Origin of the sequence: Mesorhizobium australicum (assembly GCF_900177325.1) — a bacterium.
GTDB lineage: Bacteria > Pseudomonadota > Alphaproteobacteria > Rhizobiales > Rhizobiaceae > Mesorhizobium_A > Mesorhizobium_A australicum_A.
The window spans coordinates 1,457,500-1,474,384 of record NZ_FXBL01000004.1 but is presented as its reverse complement, the minus strand read 5'-3'; the positions used below and the strand labels follow the sequence as shown (position 1 = coordinate 1,474,384).

The 16,885-nt window shown below is 66.5% G+C and carries 15 protein-coding genes; 5 read left to right on the top strand and 10 right to left on the bottom strand.

The window, feature by feature from the left end; all coding sequences use genetic code 11:
• Positions 1-33 precede the first annotated feature (33 nt).
• On the bottom strand, positions 34-1,338 hold the full coding sequence (locus B9Z03_RS09565) for an ABC transporter substrate-binding protein (RefSeq protein ID WP_085464000.1): 1,305 nt from the start codon (positions 1,336-1,338) through the stop codon (positions 34-36).
• Positions 1,339-1,463: 125 nt separating this feature from the next.
• On the bottom strand, positions 1,464-2,765 hold the full coding sequence (locus tag B9Z03_RS09560) for a hypothetical protein (RefSeq protein WP_244561705.1): 1,302 nt from the start codon (positions 2,763-2,765) through the stop codon (positions 1,464-1,466).
• Between the two features lie 376 nt (positions 2,766-3,141).
• On the opposite strand from B9Z03_RS09560, the gene pncB reads away from it, so the two are divergent.
• Complete coding sequence (pncB, locus tag B9Z03_RS09555) at positions 3,142-4,449, top strand: nicotinate phosphoribosyltransferase (RefSeq protein ID WP_085463999.1); 1,308 nt, start codon at positions 3,142-3,144, stop codon at positions 4,447-4,449.
• 115 nt (positions 4,450-4,564) lie between these two features.
• On the top strand, positions 4,565-5,470 hold the full coding sequence (locus B9Z03_RS09550) for an alpha/beta fold hydrolase (protein WP_085463998.1): 906 nt from the start codon (positions 4,565-4,567) through the stop codon (positions 5,468-5,470).
• 6 nt (positions 5,471-5,476) lie between these two features.
• Here B9Z03_RS09550 and B9Z03_RS09545 read toward each other — a convergent pair whose 3' ends face one another.
• The 4 genes from B9Z03_RS09545 to B9Z03_RS09530 form a co-directional block, all read right to left on the bottom strand.
• Positions 5,477-6,637, bottom strand: a complete 1,161-nt coding sequence (locus tag B9Z03_RS09545; RefSeq protein ID WP_085463997.1) for an acetyl-CoA C-acyltransferase — start codon at positions 6,635-6,637, stop codon at positions 5,477-5,479.
• Between the two features lie 153 nt (positions 6,638-6,790).
• The gene (locus B9Z03_RS09540; protein ID WP_085463996.1) at positions 6,791-7,993 is read right to left on the bottom strand and encodes an ABC transporter permease; all 1,203 of its coding nucleotides are present in this window, start codon (positions 7,991-7,993) and stop codon (positions 6,791-6,793) included.
• Complete coding sequence (locus B9Z03_RS09535) at positions 7,983-8,702, bottom strand: ABC transporter ATP-binding protein (RefSeq protein WP_085463995.1); 720 nt, start codon at positions 8,700-8,702, stop codon at positions 7,983-7,985. The genes B9Z03_RS09540 and B9Z03_RS09535 overlap by 11 nt, the downstream gene beginning before the upstream one ends.
• 1 nt (position 8,703) lies before the next feature.
• A complete protein-coding gene (locus B9Z03_RS09530) occupies positions 8,704-9,969 on the bottom strand; it encodes an efflux RND transporter periplasmic adaptor subunit (protein WP_085463994.1) in 1,266 nt (421 codons plus the stop codon).
• Positions 9,970-10,204: 235 nt separating this feature from the next.
• Between B9Z03_RS09530 and aztA the strand changes: the two genes are divergently transcribed.
• Genes aztA through aztC form a run of 3 tightly spaced genes read left to right on the top strand, consistent with a single transcriptional unit; the run spans position 10,205 to position 12,890 of the window.
• The gene (aztA, locus tag B9Z03_RS09525) at positions 10,205-11,011 is read left to right on the top strand and encodes a zinc ABC transporter ATP-binding protein AztA (protein WP_085463993.1); all 807 of its coding nucleotides are present in this window, start codon (positions 10,205-10,207) and stop codon (positions 11,009-11,011) included.
• The gene (aztB, locus tag B9Z03_RS09520) at positions 11,008-11,883 is read left to right on the top strand and encodes a zinc ABC transporter permease AztB (RefSeq protein ID WP_085463992.1); all 876 of its coding nucleotides are present in this window, start codon (positions 11,008-11,010) and stop codon (positions 11,881-11,883) included. The genes aztA and aztB overlap by 4 nt, the downstream gene beginning before the upstream one ends.
• Positions 11,884-11,894: 11 nt before the next feature.
• Positions 11,895-12,890, top strand: a complete 996-nt coding sequence (gene aztC, locus B9Z03_RS09515; protein WP_085463991.1) for a zinc ABC transporter substrate-binding protein AztC — start codon at positions 11,895-11,897, stop codon at positions 12,888-12,890.
• 91 nt (positions 12,891-12,981) lie between these two features.
• Here the strand turns inward: aztC and B9Z03_RS09510 are convergent, their stop codons facing one another.
• From B9Z03_RS09510 to B9Z03_RS09495, 4 genes are all read right to left on the bottom strand, one after another.
• Positions 12,982-14,025, bottom strand: coding sequence for a sulfate/molybdate ABC transporter ATP-binding protein (locus B9Z03_RS09510; RefSeq protein WP_085463990.1), 1,044 nt, complete (start codon positions 14,023-14,025; stop codon positions 12,982-12,984).
• 4 nt (positions 14,026-14,029) lie between these two features.
• Positions 14,030-14,938: a sulfate ABC transporter permease subunit CysW gene (gene cysW / locus B9Z03_RS09505; RefSeq protein WP_085463989.1), complete on the bottom strand. Its 909-nt coding sequence runs from the start codon at positions 14,936-14,938 to the stop codon at positions 14,030-14,032.
• A complete protein-coding gene (cysT, locus tag B9Z03_RS09500) occupies positions 14,931-15,770 on the bottom strand; it encodes a sulfate ABC transporter permease subunit CysT (RefSeq protein WP_085463988.1) in 840 nt (279 codons plus the stop codon). The genes cysW and cysT overlap by 8 nt, the downstream gene beginning before the upstream one ends.
• Positions 15,771-15,853: 83 nt before the next feature.
• Positions 15,854-16,873 (bottom strand): sulfate ABC transporter substrate-binding protein, encoded by a 1,020-nt coding sequence (locus B9Z03_RS09495; RefSeq protein ID WP_085467574.1) that lies wholly within the window; start codon positions 16,871-16,873, stop codon positions 15,854-15,856.
• Positions 16,874-16,885 lie beyond the last annotated feature (12 nt).

Sequence of the window (16,885 nt, the reverse complement as noted above, 5' to 3'; positions counted from 1 at the left end):
ATACCTCGTCATTACCCTGCAAGGGTCAATGCCTCAGAGCGGCTGGGTCGTGTAGTCGCCTTCGGCTTCGTAGAGGCCGTCCTCGATCTTGGTCTTGTGCACGACCTTGAGCTTACCGCCCTCGACCTTCGAGATGTTCTGAATGCCGAAGCACTGGTGGATCTTGCCATTGAAGGTCTTGGCGCCCTGCGGGTGCTCGGGCCCTTCCGGGAACTCGGTCAGCGCCTCGGTCGCCTCGACCAGCTTGGCGCGGTCCTGCGGACCCTGATAGCTGGCCGCTTCCATCGCCTGCTTGATGACGTAGAGCGTCTCCCAGCAGCCGAACATGTGGGCGGCGGTCGAGACGTCCTTCGGGTCGCCGACGGCGGCACCGTTCTCGTCGATGCCGACGGCGGCGCGGTAGGCCTTCATTGCCTCTGTGTCGTCAGCCTGGGCGTAGCGCGGCGCGCCTTCCCAGAAGTGGCTGCCGTCGAGGAATTCGAGGCCGGGCGAGTTGATGTCGACGGCTTCAAGCGAATCGATGAAGCCGAACAGCTGCGGCCGGTTCGAGCCGTAGAACTCGCCGAGCTCCTTGACGAAGGTCAGAACGGCCGGGCCGATCATGACGTGGTAGATCGCATCGGTGTCGGCCGGGATCTGCGGGAAGTATTTGGTGAAGGAGGTTTCCGTCGGCGGGATCGCGATCTGCGCGACCACGTCGGCGCCCTGCGCCTTCAGCGCCGGCGGCAGGTAGTCGCGGTGGTCGTGGCCGAAGGCGAAGTCGGGGAAGATCTGCGTGATCTTCTTGCCGTAGTTCGCCGCGATCCACGGCGCAGTCGACTGGATCTGGCTCTTCACGTCGGTGATGCCCGGCTGGAACACGTAGCGGTTCATCTTGGTCGAGGCGACATGGTGGCCTTCCGACACGACGTAGTAGGGGATCTTCAGCTCGCCGGCGGCCGGTGATGAGGCGATGACGACATGGCTGAACAGGGTGCCGTAGACCACGTCGACCTTGTGCTGGTTGGCGAACTTCTCGACCACTTCCGGCCCGCGCTTGGCGTCGGTGCCGTCATCCTCGGTGATGATCTCGACCGGACGGCCGTTGATGCCGCCGGCGGCGTTGATCGCCTTGACGGCCGCCATGGTGGTCTTCTCGTACCAACGGCCGTAGGAGGCGCCGATGCCGGTGCGGTGCGCCTGGAAACCTATCTTGATCGGCGCGGAGGACTGCGCCTGCGCATAGCGTACGTAGCCTGGGCCCAACGCAAGTCCCGCACTTGCGCCGATGCCCTTCAGCGCCGTGCGGCGATTGATGCTCTTCCGAAGGAATCCGATCTTTCCCTGCTCTTCGCTCATGTCTTTTTCCCCTTGCTTGTCGCATTCGCCCGCAAATGCATCCCGATCGATCGGCGAAGGACGAAACTCAAATGACGCAAGCCGGATCGCTGGTCACGCCAGCCGGCAAGCGACCTATCCGTAAGTCATGCTCCGGTCGGAGTCGACAGCAACCACAGGCCGAACACCGTATATGCGATCATGAGGAGCGTCAGCGGAACCTGGCTCCTCACCGCAGCAGCCCTGTCCGCGTGCAGCCGCTCCGCCAGCATGTGCGCCAGCACGACGGCGAGCACGTGGCCGGCGACGATCGCACCGGCCTGGAGATTCCACAGAACCCATGCCGCGCCCGGCCCCATGACGAGGCCGGCGGAGATGTAGTTGTCCGCCGTGCCGAACAGGTTCCAGCCGCGCGAGAACGGGTCGGAGATCGCGGCCAGCGCGTACTGGCCGTTGACCAGCAGCGCGATCAGGTAGTGCGCGACATGGTAGGCGAGCGTGATCGGCGCGATGGACCAGATCAGCGTGCCGGCCGCGCGGGCGAGCGACACGGGTTGACCCGACAGCCTCTCGCCTGCCCACACCGCGGCGAAAAAGGCCGCCGCGAGCAGGGCCGGCACCACGACGAGCCCCGCCGTGTTCTCGACCATCACGGCCGAGCGGCCGGGAAACTCCAGCGGATTGACGCCGATGGCGCCGAGCCAGGCGAAGGTGCGCATCAGCCCGTCGAAGGAGACCGAGCCGAGCGCCAGGAGCAGGAACAGCACGCCGGAGACCGGCAACGGCCCGGCTTGAGCGAGCTTCCCCCCCGGCAGGCAGAGGGCAAGTGTGCCGGCGCGTCGCTCCAGGACGGCCAGCTTCGACACGATGCGAAAGAACACCGAGAACGGCTCGCAGCGCTGGGTCCAGGCGGCATAGCCGAGCGTAAGCACGCCGGCGAGGTTGACGAGATAGTAGATCGACACCGCCCAGGCGAGCCGGGCCGGATCGTCAGGCGCAGGATAGACCAGCTCGAACCAGGCGAAGGCGGCGAACTGGGCGATCGCGGGCGCATATCCGAGACGGTCGAGCCAGGCGGGCGCGGCATCCTTCTCCCTGCCCAGAAGCTGCGCTGCGCCACGCCAGGGATCGAGCCAGTCGAACAGGTTTCCGACCAGCCCCGTCAGCATCGTCAGTCCGATCCAGAACAGCGTCCATACGACGAGCGGCAGCGGGTTGGACAACGGGTCACGGCTGCCGAGCCAGCCCGCCGCCACAAGAAGCGCAAGTGCGGCGAGCGAGATCCAGCTCGTGATCGCACGCAGGTCCGGCAGGCGAGACGCAAGCACCAGTCTCGGCTCGGCCAGTCGCCCGAGCGCACCGGCCGGAACCAGCCACAGCACGGCGAAGCTCGCCGCGACAGCAAGCGCGCCCCCGGCGATATAGTGCCCGGTCGGCAACAGCAGCACATAGCCGCGGTCGGAAGCGTGGGCGAAGGCGGCGGTTGGAAAGAGGAGAAGCGAGAGGACGGCTAACGAGAGTATCCAAGCCGACTGCGCAGGAGGCTGTTCGATTTCCCGGTCTCTCGCCCTGTCACGCCCCCCTCTGGCCTGCCGGCCATCTCCCCCACGAGGGGGGAGATTGGCAGCTCCGGCGGCGCGCGTAATCTCCCCCCTCGTGGGAGAGATGGCCGGCAGGCCAGAGGCGGGCGTGAAGGAATGCGGCATCGCGCACTCTAGTGCAGCTATCCCGTCCATGTGCAAGCGCCGCACAACCGCTTCACCCGGCTGGATTTTCCGCGTTGCAGCGCCTAGGAAGTTCCGCGGAGAGAGGGAAGAGTTCAGCATGGCCACCAAGACCGACATCGCGCGCCGGGTCTACAACCACACCTGGAAGCTCGACCCGATCGTCCGATCCCTGCTCGACACGGACTTCTACAAGCTCCTGATGCTGCAGATGATCTGGGGCGTCTATCCCAAGGTCGACGCCACCTTCCAGCTCATCAATCGCGCGACGCGGTTCAGGCTCGCCGAAGAGATCGACATCGAGGAGCTGCGCGACCAGCTCGACCATGCCCGCACGCTGCGATTCAAGAAGAAGGAGATGATCTGGCTCGCCGGTAACTCCTTCTATGGCCGCAAGCAGATCTTCGCACCGGAATTCCTCGAGTGGCTGAAGGACTTCCAGCTTCCCGAATACGAGCTGACGAAGAAGGACGGCCAGTTCGAGCTCACCTTCCCCGGTCCGTGGATGTACACGTCGATGTGGGAGATCCCGGCGCTCGCCATCATCAACGAGCTGCGCTCGCGCGCCGCGATGCGCTCGCTCGGCCCCTTCTCGCTCGACGTTCTCTATGCACGCGCCAAGGCGAAGTTGTGGGACAAGGTGGAGCGGCTGAAGCAGCTGCCCGACCTGCGCATCTCCGACTTCGGCACCCGCCGCCGCCACTCCTTCCTGTGGCACCGCTGGTGCGTCGAGGCGCTGAAAGAAGGACTCGGCAACGCCTTCACCGGCTCGTCCAACGTGCTGCTCGCCATGGACAACGACCTGGAAGCCGTCGGCACCAACGCCCACGAGTTGCCGATGGTGCTGGCAGCACTTGCCGACAGCGAGAAGGAGCTGAGGTGGGCGCCCTACCAGGTGCTGAAGGACTGGGAGAAGTATTACGGCGGCAACCTGCTGATCGTATTGCCCGACGCCTTCGGCACGGCAGCGTTCCTGCGCGACGCGCCGGACTGGGTCGCCGACTGGACCGGCTTCCGCCCCGACAGCGCACCGGCGATCGAAGGCGGCGAGCGCATCATCAAGTGGTGGGAGGAAAAGGGCCGCGACCCGCGCGACAAGCTGCTGATCTTCTCCGACGGGCTCGACGTCGACACGATCGTCTCCGCCTATCATCATTTCCGCGGCCGTGTGCGCATGGCGTTCGGCTGGGGCACCAACCTGACGAACGACTTCGAAGGCTGCGCGCCGCGCGAGATCGACAACCTCAACGCCATCTCGCTGGTCTGCAAGGTGGTCGAGGCCGATGGTCGGCCTGCGGTAAAACTCTCCGACAACCCGCTCAAGGCGACCGGCGAGAGGTCCGAGATCGAGCGCTACCTGCGCATCTTCGGCACCGAGGGGCAGACGGAGATCGGGCTGAAGGTCTAAGCCTGATAATTATATCCGGGTAATATTGACATCTGCGAATTTTACCTGGATAGAAATACCACCTCGCAGGTGGTCCCCTCTTCTTGCGCCCGCGAGCGTGAGACGAGGTCGTGTCATGCCATCTGTTCAGTCCAACGGAATTACCCTTGCCTATGAGAGCTTCGGTTCGCCGCAGGACGAGGCGGTGCTGCTCGTTGCAGGCCTCGGCGCGCAGATGCTGCGGTGGACCGACGCGTTCTGCGCGGAGCTCGCAGCGAAGGGATTTCGCGTCATCCGGTTCGACAATCGCGATGCCGGCCGCTCGACGCATCTCTCAGGCGCGTCGGCGCCCGATTTCGCAGCACTTGCAGCGGCAGTCGCGGCGGGAACCGCACCGGACGTGCCCTACACGCTCGCCGACATGGCCGCCGACACGATCGGGCTCATGGATGCGCTGGAAATCGACAAGGCCCACATCGTTGGCCGCTCGATGGGCGGGATGATCGCGCAGCTCGTCGCAGCGACCTCTCCGGCGCGCGTGCTGTCACTCACCGCCATCATGTCCAGCAGCGGCGCGCCGGGCCTGCCGCAGGCCGAGCCGGAGGTCATGGCGATGATGATGCGGCCAGGGCCGTCCCCCACGACAGACCGCGAAGGATATGTCGCGCATGCGCTCGCCTTCGCGCGGCGGATCGCCGGCCCGGGCTATCCGTTCGACGCCGACGCCCAGCGCGAGATTGTCCTCGGCGAGCTGGCGCATGGACTCGACCCCGCGGGCACCGGCCGCCAGGTCGCAGCCATCGCGGCGACGGGCAGCCTGCGTCCCCTTTTCGGCGCGATCCTCGCGCCCACGCTGGTCATCCACGGGGCTGACGATCCGCTGGTGCCGATCGCGGCAGGAGAAGACATTGCCACCCATGTCGCGGGAGCGCGCTTCCTGAAGATCGACGGCATGGGCCACGACCTCCCCGCGCCGCTCAACGCGCAGGTGATCGAGGCGATCGTCGACAATGCGGGACGGGTGGCCGGCGCCGGGAGCTAAGGCGCGTCAGAGGCGTTCCACCGCCATCGCAGTCGCTTCGCCGCCGCCGATGCAGAGCGAGGCGACGCCGCGCTTGACGTCGCGGGCCTCCATCTCGGCCAAGAGCGTGGCGAGGATGCGCGCGCCGGAGGCGCCGATCGGGTGGCCGAGCGCGCAGGCGCCGCCGTTGACGTTGACCTTGTCGTGCGGCAGCCCGAGTTCGCGCATCGCCGCCAGCGCGACCACGGCAAAGGCCTCGTTGATCTCGTAGAGGTCGACGTCGCCGGTCGACCAGCCGGCCTTGTCGAGCACCTTGTTCATCGCGCCGATCGGCGCGGTGGAGAACCAGGCCGGTGCCTGGGCATGGCTCGCATGGCCGCGCACCACTGCCAGCGGCGCGATGCCGCGGCGGTCGGCCTCGGACATCCGCATCATGATGATCGCGGCGGCGCCGTCGGAGATCGAGGAGGAATTGGCGGCCGTCACCGTGCCGTCGGCGCGGAAGGCGGGCTTGAGCGTCGGGATCTTCTCGGGCTTGGCCTTGCCGGGCTGCTCGTCGTCGACGATGTCGCCGATCGGCGCCACTTCGGCACGGAAGCGGCCTTCGGCGATGGCGCGACGGGCGCGCTCCAGCGAGGCGAGCGCGAACTCGTCCTGCGCCTCGCGAGTGAACTGCAGCTCGCGCGCGGTGTCCTCGGCGAAGGTGCCCATCAGGCGGCCCTTGTCGTAGGCGTCCTCCAGCCCGTCGAGAAACATGTGGTCCATGACACGGCCATGGCCGAGCCGCATGCCGGCGCGGGCTTTCTCCAAGAGGTAGGGCGCATTGGTCATGCTCTCCATGCCGCCGGCGACGACGATGCCGGCGGAGCCCGCCGCGATCGAGTCGTAGCCGAGCATGGCGGCCTTCATGCCGGAGCCGCACATTTTGTTGACCGTCGTCGCGGGCACCGACTGCGGCAGGCCGGCGCCGAGCGCTGCCTGGCGGGCCGGCGCCTGGCCGAGGCCGGCCGGCAGCACGCAGCCCATGATCACCTCGTCGATCTCGTCCGGACCGAGCCCCGCCTGAGCGAGGGCTGCGGAAATGGCGACCTTGCCAAGTTCTGGCGACGTCTTGTCCTTCAGCGCCCCCTGGAAGCCGCCCATCGGCGTCCTGCGGGCTGCGACGATGACGATCGGGTCGTGATGCATGAGACAATTCCTCCGGGAGCGGACACAAAGCGCGCGCAAGGCTTCGCGTCAAGACACTTCACCCTTTCGGGCCGGCAAACCGGTCGCCGCCCGCAGCGTCCACCGACCGACCTATCCCGCGGCGCAGCGTCGAGACGCGGGACGAGTTCGTCCCTATTCGTGCCTGAGCGCCTCGATCGGATTGAGCCTGGCCGCCTGGCGCGCCGGGAAATAGCCGAACCCCATGCCGATCAGCGCCGAGAATACGAAGGCGAGCGCGATGATGCCCGGGCTGGTAACGAAGGGAATGCCGAGATAGACGCCGACGCCGAAGGCCAGGCCAAGCCCGAACAGGATGCCGACGATGCCGCCGAACAGGGCCAGCACCGTCGCCTCGACGAGGAACTGCGTCAGGACCTGGCTCTCGAGCGCGCCGATGGCGAGCCTGATGCCGATCTCGCGCGTGCGCTCGGTCACCGACACCAGCATGATGTTCATGATGCCGATGCCGCCGACGAGCAGGCTGACCGCGGCGACGGCGCCGAGCAGGCCGGTCAGGATGCTGGTGGTTCCGGCCATGGTGGCGGCGATCTGCGCCATGTCGTTGACCGAAAAGTCGTCCTCCTTGCCGGAGGCGATGCCGCGCCGCTCGCGCATCAGGCGCTCGATATCGCCCTGGACCTTGCTGGTGGCAACGCCGTTGCGCGCCGACACCAGGATCGTGTCGACATCGCTGTTGCCCGCGATGCGGCGCTGGAAGGTCCGCAGCGGCATCAGGACGACATCGTCCTGGTCCGTGCCCATGCTGGAGTCGCCCTTCTCGCCGAGCAGGCCGATGACCTCGCACGAGACCTTGCCGACCCGGATGCTCCGGCCGAGCGGCGACGAACTGCCGAACAGCTTGCCGCGCACGGTGTCGCCGATCATGCAGACGGCGGTGCCGCGCTCCTCCGCCGGCAGGAAGGAGCGCCCGGCCGAAATCGTCCAGTCGCCGACGACGAGATAATCGGCATTGGTGCCGGCGACCATGCTCTGCCGGCTCTCGCCGCCGAAGATGACGGTCGCCGACGTCTGCGCCATCGGCGCGACCGCGCGCAGGCCGGAAATCTGGTCGCGGATCGCGGCGACATCCTTCGCGGTGAAGGATTTAGCCTGGGTGCTGGCGCGCCCCGGCCCGAACTGGCCGGGCCGGAGGAATAGCATATTGCTGCCGAGTTTGCCGAGTTCCTCGGTCACCCGGGCGGTCGTGCCATTGCCGATCGTCACCATCGCGATGACCGCCGCGACGCCGATGACGATGCCGAGGATCGTCAGGAACGAACGCATCGGATTGCGCAGGATCGCCTGGGCGGCGAGTTTCAGCGTCTCATAAAACACCGGTCGGCTCCTGCACCCTGTCGGACTCGATCTTGCCGTCGACGAAGCGGATAACGCGGCGCGCATAGGCGGCGATATCGTCCTCGTGGGTGACCATGATCACGGTCAGCCCCTCCTCCGCGTTGAGGCGGGTAACGATGGCCATGATCTCGCGGCTGATCTTGGTGTCGAGATTGCCGGTCGGCTCGTCGGCGAGCAGGACCATCGGGCTGGTGACGATGGCGCGCGCGATCGCCACGCGCTGCTGCTGGCCGCCGGACATCTGGGCCGAGGTGTGGTTCGCCCGCTCGGCAAGGCCGACCTGGCCGAGAGCCTTCAGCGCGAGCTTGCGCCGGTCGACCTCGTTCATGCCGCGATAGATCAGCGGCAGCTCGACGTTCTCCACGGCGGTGGTGCGAGCGAGCAGGTTGAACCCCTGGAAGACGAAGCCAATCATGTGGCGGCGCAGCAAAGTCCGATCGTCACGATCTAGCCGGCTCGTCGCAACGCCCTGGAACAGGTATTCGCCCGATGTCGGCTCATCGAGAAAGCCCATGACGTTCATGGCCGTGGATTTGCCTGAGCCCGACGGACCCATGATAGCGACGAACTCGCCACGCGCCACGGAAAGGTCGACGCCGTCGAGCGCACGCACCTCGGCCTCTCCGCTACCATAGACCTTGGTCAAGGCGCGGAACTCGATCAGCGGTGGCGGGACCGGGGCGGCCATCTCAATTGGCCGCGGCAGCATCGAGGATGACGGCGTCGCCCTCGGCGAGGTCGCCGGACTTCACCTCCGTGCTCTGGCCGTCGGTGGCACCGGTCACGACGGTCACCTCGACCGGCGCCTTGTCGCGCATGACCCACAGCGTGCGCGCGCCGCCCCGCAGGTCCGCCGTCGTCACCGCGCCCATGTGGGGAGGCCGGAACATGCTGAAGAGCCCGCCGCCGGAGCTTTCCTCCACCGGCGGCGTGTAACGCAGCGCTGCGTTTGGCACCAGCAGGGCCGCGCGAACCGTGTTGACCACGATGTCCGCCGTGGCGGTCATGCCGGGCCGCAGGAGAAGCTCGGCATTGTCCACCGCGAGCAGGGCCTTGTAGGTCACCACATTGTTGATCGTCTCGGAGACGAAGCGAATCTCGGTGATTTCGGCCGGAAACGCCCGATCGGGATAGGCGTCCACCGTGAAGGTGCCGGACTGGCCGACGGCGACGTTGCCGATGTCGGCCTCGTCCACGTCGACCTGTACCTCCATGCGCTTCAGGTCGCCGGCGATGGAGAACAGCACCGGCGCGGAGAGCGAGGCGGCGATCGTCGAGCCTTCGTTGACGTCGCGCGTCAACACGACGCCGTCGATCGGCGAGGTGATGAGCGTCTTGGAGAGATTGGTCTCGGCCAGCTTCAGATCGGCATCGGTGACGAGCACCTCCGCCTCGGCGGCCTTGAGCGCGGCGGCGGCGGCATCCATCGTGAGACGCGTGTCCTCGAGCGTCTGCGCCGACATGACGCCGCGGTTGAACAGCGCCGACTGGCGCTCGTAGGTGGCAATCGACGCGTCGGCCGTCGCCTTGGCCTTGGCGACGTTGGCGTTGGCGACAACCAGGTGGGCGCGCGCACTGGCGACGCCGGCCTGGAGCGTGTCGGCATCGAGTTCGGCCAGCACGTCGCCGCGATAGACGACGCTGTTGTAGTCGACGTTCACCTTGCGGACGATGCCGGATATGGCGCTCGAGACATCGACCTGGGTGATCGGCTGCACGGTGCCCGTCGCCGTGACGATCACGGTGAGATCGCCCTTGGCGACCTTCTGCGTCGTATAGACGTAGCCGCTGCCCTGCGCGAAATAGGCCCAGGCGAGATAGCCGGCGGCGACGAGCGCTGCGCCGATCAGCAGCCAGCGCCATGTCCCTTTCCCCAGGCGCGACGGCTTGGGCGCCGCATCGCCTAGGATGTCGCGCAGCGAAGGCGTCGGCGCGCCGTCATTGGCCACCTGCAAGGTGGCCGATCCGTCGGAGGGGGTAACTTTGGCCACGCTTGCCTCGCTGCGAAGAGTATGGCGTCGAGTGACAGTCTTTCGGCGGCCGGTCTTTGACGTGCGTCAATCACGCGGCGGATCCTGGCGCCGCGCCTGCGACGGGTGCGACACCAGAGCGGTCTTTTATGATTGACGGATGTAATAACATAACATAATTAGGTCGCCTCTCGTGGCGCATGCCGCAAGCGGAGAGACGATGACCGTTCCCTGCCTTACGTTCCGCGACCTGACGCTTGGCTACGACAGCCATCCGGCCGTGCATCACCTGAGTGGCACGATCGCGCGCGGCACGCTGACGGCGGTCGTAGGCGCCAATGGTTCCGGCAAGTCGACGCTTCTCAAGGGGATCGTCGGCATGCTGAGCCCGATGTCCGGCGAGTGCCAGCGCGATCCGTCGCTGCGTGTCGCCTATCTGCCGCAGCAGTCGGAGATCGACCGCGGCTTCCCGGCCCGCGTCATCGACCTCGTCTCTCTCGGCCTGTGGCCGAAGCGCGGACTGCTGGGGCGCATCACTGGCGAGGACCGTGCGACGGTGGCCCGGGCGCTCTCGGCGGTTGGGCTCGAAGGCTTCGAGGCGCGGCAGATCGACACCTTGTCCGGCGGTCAGCTTCAACGCACCCTTTTCGCCCGCGTCCTGGTGCAGGACGCCGACCTCATCCTGCTCGACGAGCCGTTCAATGCGATCGACGCGCGCACCGTCGCCGACCTCGTCGCGCTGATCGGCCGCTGGCACGGCGAGAAGCGCACCATCATCGTGGTGAGCCACGACATGGACCTGGTGCGGGAGCATTTCCCGCAGACGCTGCTGCTTGCCCGCCAGCCGGTCGCCTGGGGCGCGACGGCGGAGGTGCTGAAGCCGGAGAACCTGCTCAAGGCGCGCCGCTTCACCAAAGCCTGGAGCGAGGATGCGCCCTGGTGCGAGCCGGAGCACGACCATGCTCACGACGGCCACGATCATTCGCATCATGGTCACGACCACCATCACGGCCCGAGGGCGGCATGAACGCGGCCTACGACTTCCTGGTTGGCCCCTTCGCCAGCTACGCCTTCATGCAGCGCGCGCTTCTTGGTTCGGTGCTTTTGTCTTTGTCGTCCTGCCCGGTCGGCGTGTTCCTGATGCTCAGGCGCATGAGCCTGACGGGCGACGCGATGGCGCATGCGATTTTGCCCGGCGCGGCCGTCGGTTTCCTGCTCTATGGACTTGAGATCGTGCCGATGACGATCGGCGGGCTGATCGCCGGCATGATCGTGGCGCTGGGCGCGGGCGCCGTGTCGCGGCTCACCGTCCAGCGCGAAGACGCCTCGATGGCGGCCTTCTACCTGATCTCGCTCGCTCTCGGCGTGCTTTTGGTCTCGATGCGCGGCTCCTCGGTCGATCTGATGCACGTGCTGTTCGGCACGGTTCTGGCGCTGACCGACGACGCGCTGTGGCTGATCGCCTCGGTGTGCCTCGTCACCGCCGTGACGGTGACGGTGTTCTGGCGCGCGCTGGTGGCGGAGTGCCTGGACCCCCTCTTCCTGCGCTCCGTCAGCCGGCTCGGCACGCCGACGCACTTCATCTTCCTGGCGCTGGTGGTGCTCAACCTCGTCGGCGGCTTCCAGGCTCTCGGCACACTGCTCGCGGTCGGCCTGATGATGCTGCCGGCAGCCGCCGCCCGCTTCTGGACCACACACATCGGCCCGATGGTGGCGGTGGCGATCCTGATCGGTGTCGCCTCGTCGGTCGCCGGGCTGCTCCTTTCCTACCACGCCGAGCTGCCGTCCGGCCCGGCCATCATCCTGTCGGCCGGCGTGATTTACGCCGCGTCGATCCTTGCCGCCCCGCGCGGCGCCTTCAGGGGGCGCGTGCGCGTTCATCGTCACCGCACTGCATAAGAGACCAAACCATGAGAAAATACCTCGCCCCGATCCTTCTGGCCGCGACCGCGCTCACCGCGCTGCCCGCCGCCGCGCTGGCGGAGCCGCTGAAGGTCGTCGCCACCTTCTCGATCATCGGCGATATGGCGAAGCAGGTCGGAGGCGACCGGATCGACCTGTCGGTCCTCGTCGGGCCGAACGGCGACGCGCATGTCTACGAGCCGAAGCCGCAGGACGCCGCACGCATCGGCGAAGCCGACGTCGTGCTCTCCAACGGCCTCAAGTTCGAGGGCTTCATCGACCGCCTGGTCGAGGCGAGCGGCACAAAGGCGCCCGTCGTCGAACTCACCAAGGGCGTGACGCCGATCCCGGCCGCCGAGGACGAGCACGGCCACGCGGAAGCGGGTCACGACGACCACAAGCATGCCGAAAACGAGGAAGGGCACGAGGGCGAGGAACACGCCGAGGCCGGGCACGAGGGCCACGACCACGGCGCCTTCGATCCGCACGCCTTCCAATCTATCCCCAACGCGATTATCTACGTCGCGAACATCGCCGACGCTTTCTGCGCGGCGGATGCAGCCGGCTGCGACAGCTACAAAGCGAACGCCGCCGCCTACACCGAGACGTTGAAGGCGCTCGACGCGGAAGTCAGGGCCGACGTGGCCGCGGTCCCGGCCGAGAAGCGCACGATCATCACCTCGCACGACGCCTTCGGCTACTTCGCCAAGGAATACGGCATCACCTTCCTCGCGCCGGAAGGCGTCTCGACGGAGGCGGAAGCCTCCGCCGCCGACGTCGCCAAGCTGATCGACCAGGTGAGGGAGGACAAGGCGGCTGCGGTGTTCGTGGAGAACGTCACCAATCCGCGCCTGATCGAGCAGATCGCCAAGGAGACCGGCCTGAAGGTGGGCGGCGCACTCTATTCCGACGCGCTCTCCCCCGCCGACGGGCCGGCCACGACCTATGTCGACCTGATGCGCCACAACATCCGCACCATTGCCGGCGCCGTCACGGGAAGCTGAGGATCTTAAAGGCATTGTGCGCGTGCCCCTCCCTTTTTTGGGAGGGGCAACGGATAACTACTCCTCGTGGAGCGCACCTACCCGATAGCGCTTATCCCCTTTTCGGATAGACCGCCCATTTGCGGGGCCGGAAGGCGATCCGACTCTTCGAGGCGGCAGGGTGGTCGAGCGGGATCTCGATCTCAACCCGCTCGGCGCGGCCGCCGATCTCCAGCTCGACGCGCCGCGTTCCCGCGACGCGACGGCTGGCGGCCAGCGTGCCGGCGATGCAGCCGCCGCAGCCGTCGAGCAGGTCTATGTCGTGCGGGCGGAAATAGAGCGTCGCCTCGCCGTCGGGCACATCCTTCGCCGTCAGTCCCACCGTGCGGTCATCCAGCCAGACCTCACCGGCCTCGATGCGCACCGGCAGAGCGCTGGAATCGCCGATGAAGCCGTAGACGAAGGGCGAGTTCGGCCGGTCGTAGACGTCGTCGGCCGAACCGACCTGCTCGATCCTGCCCTGGCTCATCACCACCACTCGGTCGGCGAGTTCCAGCGCCTCCTCCTGGTCGTGCGTGACGAAGACGGTGGTGTGGCCGGTCGCGTCGTGAATCTCGCGCAGCCAGCGGCGCAGCTCGCGGCGCACCTGCGCATCCAGCGCGCCGAACGGCTCGTCGAGCAGAAGCACCTTCGGCTCGATGGCCAGCGCGCGCGCCAGCGCCACGCGCTGCCTCTGCCCGCCCGAGAGCTGGCTCGGATAGCGTTTCTCGAGACCCGACAATTGCACGAGATCGAGCAGTTCGCTCGCGCGGCGGCGGATTTCCGACGTCGCCGGGCGTGCCGCACCCGGCCTGACTTTGAGGCCGAAGCCGATATTGTCGGCCACCGTCATGTGGCGGAACAGAGCATAATGCTGGAACACGAAGCCGACATTGCGCTCCTGCACCGACTTGAACGAGGCGTCCTCGTCACCGAAGAGGATGTTGCCCCCGGTCGGGAAGTCGAGCCCGGCGATCAGCCTGAGCAGCGTCGTCTTTCCCGAGCCGGACGGTCCGAGCAGCGCGATCAGCTCGCCCGAGCGGATGTCGAGGGACACGTCGTGCAGCGCCGGAAACCGGTCGAACTCCTTGCGGACGTTCCTGATTGAGAGTTCCATTGCCTCAATGCCCCCTTCCGGTTGCCGCGAGCTGGTCGCCATAGCGCCATTCGAGCCACGATTTGACGACCAGCGTCACCAGCGCGAGGCTCGCCAGAACGGCGGCCAGGCTGAAGGCTGACACCTGCGCCAGAGACCTGAATTCCTGATAGTAGAGTTCGATCTGCAGCGGCATGGTCACGGTCTCGCCCCTGAGCTTGCCGGAGATGACCGCGACGGCGCCGAACTCGCCCATGGCGCGCGCATTGCACAGCAGCACGCCATAGAGCAGCGCCCATTTCACATTGGGCAGTGTAACGCGCCAGAAGGTCTGCCAGCCGGAGGCGCCCAGAGACAGCGCCGCCTCCTCGTCGCCCGTCCCCTGGTCCTGCATCAGCGGGATCAGCTCGCGCGCGACGAATGGAAAGGTGACGAAGATGGTGGCAAGCACCACGCCGGGCACGGCGAAGATGATGCGCAGGTCGTAATTCTGCAGGAACCACGCGCCGATGGGCGTGAACGGTCCCAGCAGCAGGATGTACAGCAGACCCGCGACGACCGGCGAGACCGAAAACGGCAGGTCGATCAGCGAGATGAGCAGCGCCCGGCCGCGAAAGCGGTATTTCGCGATCGCCCAGGCGGCCGCGATACCGAACACGACGTTCATCGGCACCGCGACAGCGGCCACCAGCAGGGTTAACAGGATCGCATCGATCGCATCCTGGTCGCCGAAGGTCGCGAGCGCCGTGCCGAGGCCGAGGCTCAGCGCCTGGATGAAGACGGTGACGAGAGGCAGGACGAGGAAGAAGCCGAGCACCACGATCACCGTGGCGATCAGCAGGAGCCTGACCCACGGCGCCTCGGTCACGGGCGAGTGCCCGTGCCGGCCGGCCGGCATTGGGGCGCGCGACGTCGCGACTGTCAAATCAGCCATTGCCGAACCTCCGGTAGCTCCAGGCCTGAAGGAAGTTGATCAGCAGGAGGATCACGAACGAGACGCTTAGCATGACGGCTGCGATGGCGGCGGCGGCCGAGTATTCGCGCTCCTCCAGCCGGAAGACGATGAGCAGCGGCAGGATCTCGGTCTGCCGCGGAATGTTGCCCGCGATGAAGATCACCGAGCCGTATTCGCCGACGGCACGCGCGAACGCTAGCGCGAAGCCGGTCAGGATCGCCGGGATGAGCGGCGGCAGCACGACGCGCAGGATGGTGGTGCGCCTCGGCGCCCCCAGCGTCGCGGCGGCCTCCTCGACTTCGCGGCTCAGATCCTCCAGCACCGGCTGCACCGTGCGCACGACGAAAGGCAGGCCGATGAAGACCAGCGCGATCCAGATGCCCACCGGCGTGTAGGCGATCGAGATGTCGTAAGGGGCGAACAGGCGGCCGACCCAGCCCTGCGGCACGTAGAGCGCGGTGAGTGCGATGCCGGCCACCGCGGTCGGGAGCGCAAAGGGAAGATCGATGACGGCGTCGAGGATGCGACGGCCGAAGAACCGGTAACGCACCAGCACCCAGGCGACCATCACGCCGATGACGACGTTGAACAGGGCCGCAAGCAGCGAGGCGCCGAAGCTCAGCTTCATGGCCGCCAGGAAGCGCGGGCCGGTGACGATGCGCTGGAAGGCGGGCCAGTCGAGCTCGAATGCCTTGACGTAGAGTCCGACGATCGGAATGAGAACGATCAGCAGCAGGTAGAGAATGGTGAACGAAAAAGTCAGGCGAAAGCCTGGTATGATGCTCGGCTCCCGAAAACGTAGCTGCGCCATTGGCCCGCCTTGATCCGTTACAAGCTTCAAGGGTGTGAGGGACGATCCCTCACACCCTGCGATAGTGATGCGATGACTGAAGATCAGTCCTTGGAATAGATCTTGTCGAAAATTCCGCCGTCGCCGAAGTGCTCCGGCTGGGCCTTGGCCCACCCCCCGAATACATCGCCGATCTTCACCAGCTTCACTTCAGGAAAGGCCTTCAGGTCGGCAGGGTCGACATTTTCCGGATGGAGCGGACGATAGAAATTCCTGGCGAAGATCTTCTGCGACTCGGGGCTGTAGAGTTCGTCCAGGAAGGCCTTGGCGATCTCGCGGGTACCCTTGGCGTCGACATTCTTGTCGACGATCGCCACCTTCACCTCGGCGAGGATCGAGACCGACGGCACCACGATCTCGTATTCTCCCGCGCCGAACTCCTTGAGCGACAGCAGCGCCTCGTTCTCCCAGGCGATCAGCACGTCGCCGACCTTGTTCTGGACGAAGGTGTTGGTCGAGCCGCGGGCGCCGGTGTCGAGCACGGGCACGTTCTTGTAGATTCCCGCGACGAAGTCCTGCGCCTTCTGCTGATCGCCGCCCGAGCGCTCCAATTCGTAGGCCCAGGCCGCGAGATAGTTCCAGCGGGCGCCGCCGGAGGTCTTCGGGTTCGGCGTGATGACCTTGACCCCCGGCTTGACCAGGTCGTCCCAGTCCTTGATGCCCTTCGGGTTACCCGCGCGAACCAGGAAGACGATCGTCGAGGTGTAGGGCGACGACTCGGCGGGGAATTCGCTCTGCCAGCCCGGCTCGATGAGGCCGGCCTTCTCGATGCCAAGGATGTCGCCTTCGAGCGGGAAGGTCACGACATCGGCCGGCAGGCCTTCGACCACGGCCCGCACCTGCGCGCCGGAGCCGCCATGGCTGTTGGAGACCTCGACCGTCCGGCCGGTCTTCTCCTTCCAGACCTTGGCGAAATGCTCTGAATATTCCCGGTAGAGCTCGCGGGTCGGATCGTAGGAAACGTTGTTCAGCGTGTCCTGGGCGAAGGCGAAACCCATCCCCCCGAACTGGACCGAGCCTGCGAGAAGGGCCGAGAGAAGCACTGACCTTCGGGTAAACAGCATGTCGACCTCCAT